Genomic DNA, 14,615 nt, shown 5'->3' with positions numbered 1-14,615 from the left:
GGGGAGGGAAGAGCATGGCCGATAATGGCCCGGCTGCCGATACGCTCACGCGTCTCCGCAGGTTTTTCGATATCAACAAATACGGGCTGCTGGTCTGCGCGCTGATCGCGACGGCGGCACAGTTTCTTGCCGAACATTACGGTGCGCCGGCCATGCTGATGGCGCTGCTGATCGGCATCGCCTTTCATTTTCTCACCGAAGATCCGCGCATGGCGTCGGGCATCGACCTGACGGCGAAGAAGGTGCTGCGCTTCGGCGTTGCCATCTTGGGCGCGCGCATCAGCGCCGACATGCTGATCGGGCTTGGCTGGCAGATGGTGCTGCTTCTGGTTCTGGCGGTTGCCGGCACCATTCTCTTCGGCGTCGCGGTGGCCCGGCTGATGGGCAGAAGCTGGCATTTCGGCGCGCTTTCCGGTGGTTCGGTGGCCATTTGCGGCGCGTCCGCCGCCATGGCGATTGCCGCCATCCTGCCGAAAGACAAGGATTCGGAACGCAATCTGATCTTCGTCGTCATGGGCGTGACGATCCTGAGCACGATCGCCATGATCTTCTACCCGATCCTGACCAGCATGCTCGCCTTTACCGATCTGCAGTCGGGCACCTTCCTGGGTGGCACGATCCACGATGTCGCCCAGGTCGTCGGCGCCGGCTTTTCCGTATCGGTTCCCGCCGGCGAGATGGCGACGCTGGTGAAGCTGATCCGGGTGACCATGCTCGCGCCCGTCATTCTCGTGCTCTCGCTCGTCATTCGCAACCAGATGTCGGGAGACGTGTCGGAGGCGGGCCGGCCGCCGCTCTTGCCGCTCTTCGTGATCGCCTTTCTGGTGCTGGCGGCGGCGAACACGTTCGGCCTCGTTCCCGAGGCGCTCGGCCGCCTGCTTGCCGAGATTTCGCGCTGGGCGCTGCTCTTCGCCGTCGCGGCGGTGGGCATGAAGACCTCGCTCAAAAGCATGCTGCAGGTCGGCGGTCAGGCCATCCTGCTCATCGTTCTGGAAACCCTGTTCATCGGCACAATCGTTCTGGTGGGCACTATTGTGATCGTGAGGTGAACGCATGAAACCGCTTGAGAAGATCATGGCCGCGGCAAAGCGGCTCAACAAGAAGATCGCGCTTCCGGAAGTCGATGATCCCCGGATTCTGGAGGCGGCGTGCAAGGCGGTCGAGAGGGGGCTTGCGCGGATTGCTCTTGTCGGCAACGGCGAGACGATTTCCGCGCGCTGCGCACAGCTGGGCCTTACGCTGCCGGCGTCGATCGAGACCGAGGACCCGCAGAACTCGCCGCTTCTGTCCGAACTGGTCGCGCTCTATTTCAAGCTGCGCAAGCACAAGGGCATTACCGAGGAAGACGCGGCGCGGATCGCGCGCGAACCGCATGTCTTCGCCGCGCTGATGGTCAAGGCCGGCCATGCCGATGGCACGGTCGGCGGCGCGCATCATTCCACGGCCGACATGGTGCGCACGGCAATCCAGGTGATCGGACCTGCGCCCGGCACGCGTCTGGTCTCCAGCTTTTTCCTGATGCTTATGGAGGCGGAGCACCACCCGAAGAAGGGCGCCTTCATCTTCTGCGACCCCGCCCTCGTGATCGACCCCAACCCGGGCGAGTTGAGCAAGATCGCGATCGCGGCCGCCCATTCCTTCGATGTGTTGACGGGGGAGACGCCGAAGATCGCGATGCTCTCCTTCGCAACGCGCGGCAGCGCCTCGCACCCCTCGGTCGACAAGGTGGAGGCGGCCGTCAAGCTGGTGAAACTCAACCGTCCCGATCTTCTGGTCGACGGGCCGATGCAGTTCGACGCGGCCTTCGTGCCCGAGATCGCCAGGGCAAAGGGCGCGGGCGAACCGCTTGGCGGCGAAGCCAACATCTTCATCTTCCCCAATCTCGAAGCCGGCAATATCGGCTACAAGATCGCCGAGCGGATCGGCTGCGCCACTGCCGTCGGACCGGTGCTTCAAGGCCTGGCAAAGCCCGCGAACGATCTGTCGCGCGGCTGCTCGGCTGAGGATGTGCTGGACATGATCGCGGTGACGGCCTGCCAGGTGGACGCGCATCTATGAGGCCGGCGGGCAAGGGGAAGCGGCGGTTGCGGCCCGGGCGGGCAGATGCCTGAACTTGCCTTTTCCCTGCCCGTCTATATCGGCTTTGCGCTGGTCCTTTCGGTCGGCGCCTTCTTTCGCGGCTTTGCCGGTTTCGGCATGGCGCTGGTCGCCATGCCGCTGCTCATTCTTCTGGTGCCGCCGCAAAGCGCGATCCTGGCGCTGATGGTGGTCCAGATCGTGCTCAGCAGCTTCGACATGCGGGAGTGCCTGGGCTTTGCCGATCGCAGGGCGGTGTTCCTTCTGGCCGTCGCCGCCTTTCTCGGCACGCCGATCGGGCTCATCGCCATAGGCTTCGTGCCGCTTTACCTGGCGCAGATCATCATCGGCGCGATTGCCGGCGTGGCGGCGCTGGTGCTGTTTTTCGGGCTTTCGCTGAAATCCGACATGGGCGCGGCGTCGACCGGTCTGGTCGGTTTCCTGTCCGGGCTGTTCGGCGGACTGGCGGCCGCGCCGGGGCCGCCCGTGGTCGCCTATTTCCTCGCGCGGGACATCTCGCCGCGCGAAAAACGGGCCTCGATGATCCTGCTGTTTGCGATCATGGCGGCGTTCGCGCTTCTGACTGCGGCGGTTCGCGGAACCCTCGGCTTCGATATCATCCTGCTCGGACTGATTTCCTCGCCCTTCTGCTATGCGGGCTCGGCGCTCGGGGCGGCCTGTTTTCGTCGCGGCTCGGATGACGGCTATCGCGTGCTTGCCCTTGCCGCCATGGAGTTTTCGGCGCTCTTCAGCATCGCGCTCGGGCTCTACGGAGGGTTCGGCGGGTAGGCGCGTTCTACAGTTCCGTCTTCTCGTCGGCGTCGGGCCGCTCGAGCCGACCGTGTTCGAACAGGCCGGGATAGGCAACGCCGATCTTCGCCTGCAGGCCGCGCCACCATTTGCGGTTGGCCGGGCAGTTGATCGGGTGCTCGAGGTCGGCCAAGCCGTTGACCCGCTTCTTGCCGGGGTTCTGGCGGGCGAACGTCATCAGCGGGCCGAGAAAGAACGCGCGGCTCGTCAGGAACGGGCGGTTCGACCAGCTGATGCAGTCGGACCGGGTCAGGTAGAGCTCGTCTTCGAGCCTGGCGATGTATCGGTTTCCGTTTGCGGGGGTCGTCGGCATGGCGAAGGATTCATGCACGCGAAACCGCGCCGCGCCCGGCCGCAGAACGCCGCGCAGCGTTTTCCTCAGCGGTTCATCAGCTTTCCAGTAGCGCAGGAACCGGCTGGAAAGCGTGTGATTGCGCCCCGAGAGCTGGAAGGCGGTCATCTTGTGCGCATCAAAGAGCAGGAATGCACGGATCATCAGGTCGCGTACGCCGTCTTTCCCGACGAGCGTGTTGTCACCCTCGACGATGACGATGCGCTCGGTGGACAAGACCTCCCCGCAACGGGCGAGCCCCTCCTGGATGCCGAGATTATGCTCGGTGGCGACCGGCTCGAACCCGAAGGCCCGGGCGATTTCCATCTCTTCCGGGCTGCCTTCCTGGCAGACGACCTTCCGCTCGGCGAAGAGATCGCTTACCGGGCCGAGAGAACGAAGGGTGCGCTCCAGCGTTTTCGGCGATTTCCAGGTGAGGACGGAAAGGCCGACTTCCGGAAGCCCGTCATCGGGTCTGTTCGAAAGAGAAGACATGGTATCGGCGTCCGATGAGAAGCGTCCGGCGCGGGCAGGGGATGGGCTGTTTGGCGGGCATGGCGCATGGCCTTCCCGCCAGACTCAACGCCACAGGATTTCGAGAACTTCGTAGGCGCGGGAGCCGCCCGGCGCGTTGACCTCGATCGAATCGCCGACTTCCTTGCCGATGAGCGCGCGGGAGATCGGCGAGGAGATCGAAATCCTACCCGACTTCACGTCGGCCTCCTGGTCGCCGACGATCTGGTAGATCTTTTCTTCTTCCGTGTCCTCGTCGACAAGCTTCACCGTCGCGCCGAACCGAACCTTGTCGCCGGTCATCTTGGCCGGATCCACGACTTCGGCGCGGGTGGTCACGTCCTCAAGCTCGCTGATGCGGCCCTCATTGTAGCTCTGGGCCTCCTTGGCGGCATGATATTCGGCGTTTTCGGACAGGTCGCCATGGGCGCGCGCTTCCGAGATCGCCTGAATGATGCGCGGACGTTCCTCCTGCTGGCGCCAGCGAAGCTCTTCCTTCAGCTTCTCCGCGCCGGCCTTGGTCATCGGTACTTTTTCGACCATATTCTTGTCCTTCGGTCATTGGCAAAGCGGCGGGCGGGCCCGATGGGAGGCCGTTTCGCGCCGCCGCCTCTTCAGTTCATGCGTTCTGTCGTGAGACAAACAGCCCTCCACTTAGGAAGTCCCAGGCCGTTTTGCCACAGAAAAAGAAACAGGTTCCGGAGCGTTGACCCCGGAACCAGTTTCAAACCTGATCCGCGTTATAGCAGATGGGCGGTCGCCATTTCCAGATAAATCGAAAGCGCGACAAAACGCGTGCATGCATCCGTGGGTCGCATTTTCGTCCTGCAAGACGGTCAGTGGCCGGTCGCTTCGACCCGGGGCTCGTGCCTGCCGTAGATACGTTGCGCGGCGAGTGCGAGGAGAACGAGGGCGACGGCGGCGACGCCCGAGCAGACCGCGAAACTCAGGCTGAATGCGGAGCGGGCGGTGGCAAGCCAGAGCGGAGCGGACAATCCGAGCTCGCGGGCGCCGTCGACGGCGCCGGCAAGCGTCTGGCCGGCCGCTGTTGCAATTTCGGCGGGAAGGTCCGAAAGATCGGCCCTTGCCATATCGAGCCGGTAGACCATCGTCGCGAGGCTGCCCAGAATGCCGACGCCGAGCGCGCCGCCGAGTTCCGCGCTGGTTTCCGACATGGCCGAGGCCACGCCGCCGCGCTCGGGCGGGGCGGAGCCGACGATGAGGCCCGTCGTCGTCAGCATCACCGGAATGAAGCCCGCGCCGAGAACGGCATTGGCGAAAAGAACGCCCGCAAGGCTTTCCGCATAGGCGGCAAATCCCATCAGCGCGGCGCCGGCCGCAAAGATCACAAGGCCGCCGAGGACCGTTCTCACCGGACCGAAATGATTGGTGACGCGATAGGCCTGAAGCGACATGACCGTGTAGAACAGGCCGGGAATCGCGGCCCAGAGCGCCGCCTCAAGCGGCGTCAGGCCGATCACGAGCTGGAAGAACTGGGTCTGCATCAGGAACAGGGCGAAGATGAAGAACACGCCGCAAAGATTGACGAGCATGGAGACGGTGAAGGCCGGCGCGCGGAACAGCGCCAGGTCCACCAGCGGCTCGGCAAGTCCGCGCTGGCGCCTGACGAAGAACGCTCCGAACATCAGCCCCGCGGCCACCGGCAGAAGGTAGGGCGCGTCGAAGCCGTAGATCGCCATGTGCTTGAAGCCGTAGATCACCGGCAGAACGGTCGCAAGCGAGAGGAGGACGCTGGCAAGGTCCAGCCGCGGGCTCTCGCCGGAGCGGTATTCCGGCAGCAGGAAGGGGGCGCAGGCAATCAGCAGCGCCATGATCGGCACATTGATGAGAAACACCGATCCCCAGTGGAAGAAATGCAGCAGGACGCCGCCGATCAACGGTCCGACAAGGCCGCCGAGCGCGAAGGCGGTGCCCCAGACGCCGATGGCGCGGTTGCGTTCGCCCTCGTCGCGGAACATGTTCATGATCAGGGAAAGCGTCGATGGCGCGATGGTGGCGCCCGCGATCCCCAGAAGCGCGCGGGCGAAGACCAGCATGCCCGCGCTTTGGGCAAAGGCGGCAAAGGCGGAAGCGGCGGCGAAGGCGGCGGCTCCCAGGATCAGCAGCCTGCGTCGGCCGATCCGGTCGCCGAGCCCGCCCATGGTGACGAGAAAGCCCGCGACCATGAAGCCGTAGATGTCATTCATCCAGAGCAGTTCCGTGGCCGACGGCTCGAGTTCGCGCACGATCGAGGGAATGGCGAGGAACAGGACCGACAGATCCATGGAATAGACAAGGCAGGCGACGGACAGGGCCACGAGGCCCGTCCATTCGCGTCGCGTGGCTTTTGCGGGGACCATTTCAGTCATGGGGGATTCTCCGAACCTGGGCCGCGTCAGCGGCAGACGGAATTTGCGCCGGAGATGTCTCCGGCGCAAGCTGTGTTTCTTCAATTTCGGGGAGGAGCAGGCTTTGGTCTATCGGCTGTCGGAGACCAGGCAGAAATAGGCGCCCTGCGGATCGAGGCACTGGGCGATCACGGCGCCGTCCGGCACATCCATCGGTCCGTTGAGAAGCTGTCCGCCGCCGTTCTTCACCCGCTCGATGGCGGCGTCCAGACCATCGACATAGATGTAGTAGGCCCAAGCCGAAACCGGCATGTCGTCCGGTTTCTTCATGATGCCGCCGATCGGTTCCTCGCCCGGGCCGAAGAGGTGGTATTTGCCCATCGGGCCCATGTCCATCGTTGACGTTTCCTTCCAGCCGAACATTTTTTCGTAGAAGGCGACGGCCGCTTCGGCGTCGCTGGTGTAGAGCTCGCACCAGCCGAACGTGCCGGGCGTTCTCGCCGGCGGCGCCTCCGGCATGCCGCCTTCCGGCATAATGGGGTTGAACAGGCAGATCACCGCGCCCTGCGGGTCGGAGACCACGGCGAAGCGTCCGACCGAGGGGATATCCATGGCAGGAACGTTGATGCTCCCGCCCTCGGCGACAAACGCGGCGGCCTTGGCGTCGACATCCTCGACATAGACATAGCCGGACCAGTTCGGCGGGACATTGCGGGCCAGCATCTCCTCGTTGAGGGCCATCATGCCGGCGGCATAGGTCTCGAAGCCGGAAACGGAAAAGAGCGTGTAGCTGACATCGGGCATGCCACCGTCGCGGGCGTCCCAGCCGATAACGTCTTTATAGAAGGCTTCGGCCGCGGCCGTATCGGTCGTCAGAAGTTCGTACCAGACGAATTCGCTGCTCATGTCGCTCTCCTCTTGAAGGTAGTCCGGAAATCGTGGCCTATTTAAGTTGATATCAACCTAATTGATCGTCGTCAATCCCGTTTATCGCACGACCGGGTAGCGTGTTCATGACAGATGGCCGGCGGCGGGATCGGCCTGGCCGCACCGGTTTCGCCTGCTACGCCTCCAGTCCGGCGACGTAGCGCTCGAGCTTTGCAAGCGTCTGCCGCCCGCCATCGACGGCGCCGAAATCTATGGTCGCATCGCGGGCCTCGGCCGTCTCGAAGATCAGGATCAGCGAAACGCGGGTTTTTCCGCCTTCGTCCTCGAGCAGGATCAGGCCGCGGAAATGGGCGGGCTCGCCGCGTTCGCCGCCATGGTCGTAGGCAATGCGGGCCGGAGGAGTGATCTCCGTGTAGCGGATCCAGTTCGGCCAGTCCTTGCCGTCGGGACCGTGCATCGTGTAGTGCCACAGCCCGCCGACCGAAAAGTCCATCGCGTGGGTTTCGTTGACGAAGCCTTCCGGCCCCCACCACTGGTCGAGGTGCTTCTCATCGGAAAGCGCCTTGAACACCAGTTCGCGCGGGGCGTCCATGACGCGCTCCAGACGGATGATTTTTGCGGGATCAAGTTCAGCGGTCATCGTTTTCTCCCTTTAGAAACTGTGCGAGGCGGTCGAGATTCTGATCGTTGGCCGCCTTGAGGAAGTGCGCCATGGCCTGGTTTTCCTCGGTCGGCTCGAATTCCATGACCCAGACAAGGCGGCTTCCCCCGGCGTGATCCTCGAACCGCATTTCCAGGATGAAATCATGCATCGGCAGGTGATGACGGGCGCGGACCATGCGGCCGTCATCGATCGCGAGAAAACTCCAGTGGTTGTCGAATTCATCGCCGTTCGAGGCGGTCATGACGATCCGCCAGCTTCCGCCGGGGCGAAAATCGAACGCCGTGATGCGGTTTTCAAACCCGTGCGGCCCCCACCAGCGTGCGAGTTTTGCCGGATCGGCGACGGCTGAAAACAGCGTATCGCGGTCCTGCGGAAAGCGTCTTTCGTTGTGGATTTCGAGGCTTGCGTTGGGCATTTCCTCACTCATGGCGTTTCCTCCTTCTGAATTTTCGCAAGATGGGCTTCCAGCCGGTCGAGCCGCTGTTCCCACAGCGCCCGGTAGTCCGAAAGCCAGCCATCGACCGCCTTCAGCGTCTCGGGCTCGATCCGGCAGGGACGGGTCTGCGCCTCGCGACCGCGGGAGATCAGCCCGGCGCGCTCCAGCACCTTCAGATGCTTGGATACCGCCGGCAGCGACATGTTGAATGGCTCGGCCAGTTCATTCACCGTCGCTTCGCCCTTGGACAGCCGGGCAAGGATCGCGCGGCGGGTCGGATCGGCGAGCGCGGAAAGCGTCTGGGTCAGCGGATCGGACATCTTGTATTTATCCTATCGGTTAATTAACCTGATGGATAAATAAAGAAGGTAAACCCATACGTCAAGCCCAAAGAAAAGGGCAGGCGCCGGGCCTGCCCTCCATAGGCGTCTGAGACTGATGCGAGGCTCAGGCGTAGCTTTGCAGCGGGCGCACTTCGAGCTGGCCCTGTTTCAGCGCCTTGATCGCCTGGGCGGCGGCCATGGCGCCGGCCATGGTGGTGTAATAGGGCACCTTCTGGGTCAGCGCGGCACGGCGGAGCGACTTCGAATCCGAGATCGTCTTGTCGTTGCTGGTGGTGTTGAACACCAGCTGGACCTGACGGTTGCGGATTGCGTCCTCGATATGAGGCCGGCCTTCGCGAACCTTGTTGATCTTGGTGGCGGAAATGCCGTTTTCCTCCAGGAAGTCGCGGGTGCCGCCGGTCGCCATCACGGTGAAGCCCTGTTCGACCAGAAGCCTGACGGCGGGCAGCACGCGCTCCTTGTCCTCAGACTTGACCGAAACGAAGACGCAGCCATCACGCGGCAGGTCGACGCTGGCGCCGAGCTGGGATTTGGCGAAGGCGATGGCGAAATCCTTGTCGAGGCCGATGACCTCGCCGGTCGAGCGCATTTCCGGGCCGAGCAGGGTGTCGACGCCCGGGAACTTGGCGAAGGGGAAGACGGCTTCCTTGACCGCGATATGGTTCAGCTTGCGCGGATTCGGCCGCTCGCCATAGGAGTCGATCACATCAAAAAGCTTCTCGCCGGCCATGACGCGGGCGGCGATCTTGGCGATCGGCGCGCCGATGGTCTTCGCCACGAAGGGCACGGTGCGCGAGGCGCGCGGGTTCACTTCGAGGATATAGACCGTGCCGTCCTTGATGGCGAACTGTACATTCATCAGGCCCTTGACGTTCAGCGCCAGCGCAAGGGCGCGGGACTGCTCCTCGAGTTCATCCAGCACCTCGGGCGAAAGCGAATGCGGCGGCAGCGAGCAGGCACTGTCGCCCGAGTGGATGCCGGCCTCCTCGATATGCTCCATGATGCCGGCGATGAAGACATCCTGACCGTCGCAGAGGCAATCGACGTCGACCTCGGTGGCGTTCGTCAGATAGCTGTCGAATAGCAGGGGGTTCTTGCCGAGCATGGTGTTGATCTGCCCGGTCTTGTCGTTCGGATAGCGCTGCTTGATGTCTTCGGTGACGAGTTCCGGCACGACTTCCAGGAGGTAATGCGACAGGCCGGCCTCGTTGTGGACGATCTCCATGGCGCGGCCGCCAAGCACATAGGATGGACGCACGACCAGCGGATAGCCGATTTCGGCCGCCACCAGGCGGGCCTGCTCGACCGAATAGGCGATGCCGTTGTTCGGCTGGTTGAGATCCAGCTTGATCAGGAGCTTCTGGAACCGGTCGCGGTCTTCGGCGAGGTCGATCATGTCGGGCGCGGTGCCGAGGATCGGGATGCCGTTCTTTTCCAGCGCTTCGGCGAGCTTGAGCGGTGTCTGGCCGCCGAACTGGACGATGACGCCGGCGAGCGTGCCCTTTTCCTGTTCTGCGCGCATGATCTCGATGACGTCTTCCGCGGTCAGCGGCTCGAAATAAAGGCGGTCGGAGGTGTCGTAGTCGGTCGAAACCGTTTCCGGGTTGCAGTTGACCATGATCGACTCGTAACCGGCATCCTTCAGCGCGAAGGCGGCATGGCAGCAGCAATAGTCGAACTCGATGCCCTGACCGATACGGTTCGGACCGCCGCCGAGGATGACGACCTTCCTGGCATCCGAAATGCCGGCCTCTGAACGCGTGGCCCCATCGAAGGGCGTTTCGTAGGTCGAATACATATAGGCCGTCGGCGAGGCGAATTCGGCGGCGCAGGTGTCGATGCGCTTGTAGACCGGGCGCACGCCGAGCTTGTTGCGAAGCTGGGCGACTTCCTTCGGGCGGCCGTGTGTGAGGCTTGCCAGACGCTGGTCGGAAAAGCCCATGGCCTTCAGCATGCGCAGGTTTTCGGCATCCTGCGGCAGGCCGTGCTCGCGCACCCGCTCTTCCATATCGACGATCGCGCGCAACTGATCGAGGAACCACGGGTCGATCTTCGAATGCTCGTGGATTTCGCTCTGGCTGACGCCAAGACGCATTGCCTGGGCGACCATGCGCAACCGGTCCGGCGTGCCGGTGCCGATGGCGGCGCGGATGGCATTGCTCGGCTCGCCGTTCTCGATGCCCGGAATTTCGATCTCGTCGAGGCCGGTCAGGCCGCGCTCAAGCCCGCGCAGCGCCTTCTGCAGCGATTCCGGGAAGGTGCGGCCGATGGCCATGACTTCGCCGACCGATTTCATCGCCGTGGTCAGCGTGTTTTCGGCGCCCGGGAATTTTTCAAACGCAAAGCGCGGGATTTTGGTGACGACATAGTCGATCGAGGGTTCGAACGAGGCCGGCGTCGCGCCGCCGGTGATGTCGTTTTCGAGCTCGTCCAGCGTGTAGCCGATGGCAAGTTTCGCCGCGACCTTGGCGATCGGGAAGCCGGTGGCCTTCGACGCCAGCGCCGAGGAGCGCGACACGCGCGGGTTCATCTCGATGACGACGAGGCGGCCATCGGCCGGGTTGACGGCGAACTGCACGTTCGAGCCGCCGGTCTCCACGCCGATCTCGCGCAGAACCGCCAGCGAGGCGTTGCGCATGATCTGGTATTCCTTGTCGGTCAGCGTGAGCGCGGGGGCGACGGTGATCGAATCGCCGGTATGCACGCCCATCGGATCGACGTTTTCGATGGAGCAGATGATGATGCAGTTGTCCGCCTTGTCGCGGACCACTTCCATCTCGTATTCCTTCCAGCCGAGCACGGATTCCTCGATCAGCACCTCGGTGGTCGGCGAGGCATCGAGGCCGCGTTCGACGATCTCGAAGAACTCGGAGCGATTGTAGGCAATGCCGCCGCCCGTGCCGCCGAGCGTGAAGGACGGACGGATAATCGCGGGCAGGCCGATCGTGTCGAGCGCCTGCGCGGCGATCGCCATCGCGTGCGACATGTAACGCTGCTTGCGGTCGGTATTGCCAAGGTTCCACTGGTTCTCCAACTCATCGAGAGCGTTGTCCAGCGCGTCGCCCGAAAGCGTCTTCTTCAGTTCGGCGCGCTTGGCCTCGTGCTCCTGGCGGTGCTGGTCCTTGATCTCGGTCGCGTTGGCGAGCATGGACTTCGGCGTCTCGAGCCCGATCTTCGCCATCGCCTCGCGAAACAGCGCCCGGTCCTCGGCCTTGTCGATCGCGTCCGGCTTCGCGCCGATCATCTCGACATTGTAGCGCTCCAGCACGCCCATGCGCCTGAGCGACAACGCGGTGTTGAGCGCAGTCTGGCCGCCCATGGTCGGCAGCAGCGCGTCGGGCCGTTCCTTGGCGATGATCTTGGCGACGACTTCCGGGGTGATCGGCTCGACATAGGTGGCGTCGGCAAGCTCCGGGTCGGTCATGATCGTCGCCGGATTGGAATTCACCAGAATGACCCGGTAGCCCTCCTCCTTTAGCGCCTTGCAGGCCTGAGCGCCGGAATAGTCGAACTCGCATGCCTGGCCGATGACGATCGGCCCCGCGCCGATGATGAGGATGGATTTGAGATCTTGGCGCTTGGGCATGGGCGGTATCCGTCGTTTTATTCTGCATCAAAAACCGACACGGAGAACCGGGCCGGGTGCGGGACGTCAGAAGGTTTAGGCTAGGAGGGCCTTATAGGGAAGTTGCGGGGCGAACGGAACCCCGAAAATGACGCGATCACACAGCCGTCAACGGCAATGTCTTGATGATAATCGTCAGGCCGGATGTGAACCTTTTCCTGACATGTTGCGTTATGCTCTCAAACGGGGAGTTAACAATGTTTGAATATCTGCCGCTTTTCGCTTTTCAGACCGTATTCGCCGCCGCCGGGCTGACGATTCTCTATCGGATGGTGGGCGGTCGGCTTTCCGCCGCGCCGGCCTATTTGCAACGCAAGCCCTCCGCCCATGATCGCCGGGGACCATCCGCCCGGCGATGAGCCACAGCGGGAAACGCCTGCGCTGCTAGAGCATCGGGCGAAAAAGTGGAATCCGGTTTTTCGATAACCCGATGCGTCAAAAAAGAGAAACTAGAGCATCGGGCGATGCCAACTAATCGCCCGATGATCTAATAGAGCGAGGCGCCCGTCCGCCGGCCCCATGGCAGGGTCAGCGTCGATCCGCCGTCAGGCGCGCGGCCTCGGCATCCGGCAACGCCGAACGGCTGTAAGTGAAGGTTCCTTCGTTCAGCACTTCCTCGGCCGCCTGCCTGAGCGCGCCGAGCGCCGCCCGCGCAAAGGAGCCGCCGACGCTGACGCGACGGACGCCGGCCCGCGACAATGCGTCGACCGAAAAGACAGGACCGCTTAGCCCCATGACGACATTCACCGGCTTGCTCACCGCGTCGCAGACTGTCTTGATGGCATTGAGGTCGGGAAGCCCGGGCGCATAGAGTACGTCGGCGCCGGCCCGTTCGAAGGCCTGCAAGCGTTTGATGGTATCGTCGAGGTCAGGCCGTCCCCACAGAAAATTCTCCGCGCGCGCGGTCAGCAGAAAGGGCAGGTCCCTGACGGCCTCGGCGGCTGCGCGCACGCGCTCGACGGCCGGCTCGAAAGCGTAGATCGGGTCGTCTTCCCGGCCTGTCGCGTCCTCGATCGAGCCCCCCGCAAGACCCGTCGCGGCGGCAAGCCTGACGGTTTTCGCGCAATCCTCCGGCAGGTCGCCAAAGCCGTTCTCCAGATCGGCGGATACCGGCAGGTCAGTTGCCTCGACAATGGCGCGTGCGTTTTCGAGAACCTCCGCGCGCGTCAGCGCCGCAGCCGAGTCGCGTTTCCCAAGCGAAAAGGCAAGCCCCGCGCTGGTCGTCGCCAGAGCGCCGAATCCCAGATTGGTAAGCATCTTCGCGCTTCCCGCATCCCACGGGTTCGGCATGACGAATGCGCCTTCCGCTTCATGCAGGGCTTTGAATGCCGCATATTTTTCGGTTTGGGAGACCATGATTTCACACCCTTCTGGAACATAAAGGGAACGATAATCGATGTCGCGCGGCAGGGCAAGCGCGGCCAGCCTGTTCGTTTGCCGGATTGAACAAAGGTCCGGCTGGCGCGTTGCCTGAACAACACGGAGAGCAGAATGAATTTTGAAAACCTGTCGCTCGTCTGGCTGGTGGCGATCTTCGCCGGCGCCGGTCTGATTATCCTCGCATGCGGCGTGCGGATCACCGACGTGGCAGACCGCATCGCCGATCGCACCGGCCTCGGCGAGGCGCTGATCGGGGGCCTGCTCCTGGGGGCGGCCACCTCGCTGTCCGGCACGGTGGTGTCGATCACGACGGCGTTCGAGGGCAGGGCATCGCTCAGCTTTTCCAACGCCGTGGGCGGCATTGCTGCGCAGACGGCCTTTCTGGCGCTGGCCGACATGATCTATCGCCGCATCAATCTGGAACATGCGGCGGCCGATCTTTCCAATCTCTTCCAGGGCGCGCTTCTGGTGCTGCTGCTGTCCATCCCGCTGATCGCCTATGTCTCGCCGGACATCTCGTTTTTCGCCGTCAGCCCGTTCTCGCTCATCCTGTTCGGCATCTATATCGCCGGCGTCATCGCCTCCAAGCGCGTGCGCGACGATCCGATGTGGCGGCCGGTCGGCACGCGCGAGACCCGCACGGACACGCCGGACGAAGAGCAACAGGACGCGCGTGGCAATGTCACGATCTTCGCCGTTTTCGGCGCGCTGATGCTGCTGATGGGCATTGCCGGCTACGCGATCTCTGGCGTTGCCGGCGTGCTGACGGATCGCTACGGCATTTCCGCCTCGGTCGTCGGTGCGCTGATGACGGCGGTGGTCACCTCGTTGCCCGAACTCGTGACGACGCTTGCCGCGGTCCGCCGCGGAGCGCTGCAGCTTGCCGTCGGCGGCATCATCGGCGGCAACACCTTCGATACGCTGTTCCTGACGCTCTCGGATGTCGCCTATCGTGACGGCTCGCTCTACCAGGCGATCGGCAAGGATGACCTGATCTGGCTTGCTGTCGGTCTTTCGGCAACCGCCATCCTGCTCCTGGGGCTGATCGTGCGGCAGAAGGCGGGGCCGGGCCGAATCGGCTTCGAGAGCGCCGGTATCCTCGTCCTTTATGCAGGCGCGGTGGCGTTGACCGTTTCCTGATACCCGAGCGTTTTTTGAATGCGGGGCGATCCGCGGGGTTCGATCCTGCGTAAATACTTG

The 14,615-nt window shown here is 63.5% G+C and carries 13 protein-coding genes; 4 read left to right on the top strand and 9 right to left on the bottom strand.

Annotation, left to right across the window (positions count from 1 at the left end):
- Nucleotides 1–14: 14 nt before the first annotated feature.
- The 3 genes from JET14_RS14380 to JET14_RS14370 are packed head-to-tail and all read left to right on the top strand — an operon-like array spanning nucleotide 15 to nucleotide 2,865.
- A complete protein-coding gene (locus tag JET14_RS14380) occupies nucleotides 15–1,049 on the top strand; it encodes a YeiH family protein (protein ID WP_200334420.1) in 1,035 nt (344 codons plus the stop codon).
- A 4-nt stretch (nucleotides 1,050–1,053) separates the two neighbouring features.
- Nucleotides 1,054–2,058, top strand: a complete 1,005-nt coding sequence (gene pta / locus JET14_RS14375) for a phosphate acetyltransferase (RefSeq protein ID WP_200334418.1) — start codon at nucleotides 1,054–1,056, stop codon at nucleotides 2,056–2,058.
- 45 nt (nucleotides 2,059–2,103) lie between these two features.
- Entirely contained in the window at nucleotides 2,104–2,865 is a 762-nt protein-coding gene (locus JET14_RS14370; RefSeq protein ID WP_200334416.1) for a sulfite exporter TauE/SafE family protein, read from the top strand.
- 7 nt (nucleotides 2,866–2,872) lie between these two features.
- Here the strand turns inward: JET14_RS14370 and JET14_RS14365 are convergent, their stop codons facing one another.
- From JET14_RS14365 to JET14_RS14325, 9 genes are all read right to left on the bottom strand, one after another.
- On the bottom strand, nucleotides 2,873–3,712 hold the full coding sequence (locus JET14_RS14365) for a hypothetical protein (protein WP_200334414.1): 840 nt from the start codon (nucleotides 3,710–3,712) through the stop codon (nucleotides 2,873–2,875).
- An 84-nt stretch (nucleotides 3,713–3,796) separates the two neighbouring features.
- Nucleotides 3,797–4,273 carry a transcription elongation factor GreA gene (gene greA / locus JET14_RS14360; protein ID WP_024708186.1) on the bottom strand — a complete coding sequence of 159 codons (477 nt, stop codon included), beginning with the start codon at nucleotides 4,271–4,273 and terminating at the stop codon, nucleotides 3,797–3,799.
- A 293-nt stretch (nucleotides 4,274–4,566) separates the two neighbouring features.
- Nucleotides 4,567–6,099: an MFS transporter gene (locus JET14_RS14355; RefSeq protein WP_200334412.1), complete on the bottom strand. Its 1,533-nt coding sequence runs from the start codon at nucleotides 6,097–6,099 to the stop codon at nucleotides 4,567–4,569.
- A gap of 108 nt (nucleotides 6,100–6,207) precedes the next feature.
- The gene (locus JET14_RS14350) at nucleotides 6,208–6,984 is read right to left on the bottom strand and encodes a VOC family protein (protein WP_200334410.1); all 777 of its coding nucleotides are present in this window, start codon (nucleotides 6,982–6,984) and stop codon (nucleotides 6,208–6,210) included.
- A gap of 157 nt (nucleotides 6,985–7,141) precedes the next feature.
- Nucleotides 7,142–7,606, bottom strand: a complete 465-nt coding sequence (locus tag JET14_RS14345; protein ID WP_200334408.1) for an SRPBCC family protein — start codon at nucleotides 7,604–7,606, stop codon at nucleotides 7,142–7,144.
- On the bottom strand, nucleotides 7,596–8,057 hold the full coding sequence (locus tag JET14_RS14340; protein ID WP_200334407.1) for an SRPBCC domain-containing protein: 462 nt from the start codon (nucleotides 8,055–8,057) through the stop codon (nucleotides 7,596–7,598). The genes JET14_RS14345 and JET14_RS14340 overlap by 11 nt, the downstream gene beginning before the upstream one ends.
- A complete protein-coding gene (locus tag JET14_RS14335) occupies nucleotides 8,054–8,386 on the bottom strand; it encodes an ArsR/SmtB family transcription factor (RefSeq protein WP_200334406.1) in 333 nt (110 codons plus the stop codon). Before JET14_RS14335 ends, JET14_RS14340 begins: the two co-directional genes overlap by 4 nt.
- 127 nt (nucleotides 8,387–8,513) lie before the next feature.
- Nucleotides 8,514–11,996: a carbamoyl-phosphate synthase large subunit gene (gene carB, locus JET14_RS14330; protein ID WP_200334405.1), complete on the bottom strand. Its 3,483-nt coding sequence runs from the start codon at nucleotides 11,994–11,996 to the stop codon at nucleotides 8,514–8,516.
- A gap of 567 nt (nucleotides 11,997–12,563) precedes the next feature.
- Nucleotides 12,564–13,391, bottom strand: a complete 828-nt coding sequence (locus JET14_RS14325; protein ID WP_200334401.1) for an isocitrate lyase/PEP mutase family protein — start codon at nucleotides 13,389–13,391, stop codon at nucleotides 12,564–12,566.
- Between the two features lie 135 nt (nucleotides 13,392–13,526).
- Here JET14_RS14325 and JET14_RS14320 point away from each other — a divergent pair, with 135 nt between their 5' ends.
- Entirely contained in the window at nucleotides 13,527–14,555 is a 1,029-nt protein-coding gene (locus tag JET14_RS14320; protein WP_200334400.1) for a sodium:calcium antiporter, read from the top strand.
- Nucleotides 14,556–14,615 lie beyond the last annotated feature (60 nt).

Origin of the sequence: Martelella lutilitoris, from assembly GCF_016598595.1 — a bacterium.
GTDB lineage: Bacteria > Pseudomonadota > Alphaproteobacteria > Rhizobiales > Rhizobiaceae > Martelella > Martelella lutilitoris_A.
This window is presented reverse-complemented; position numbering and strand designations above follow the sequence as displayed.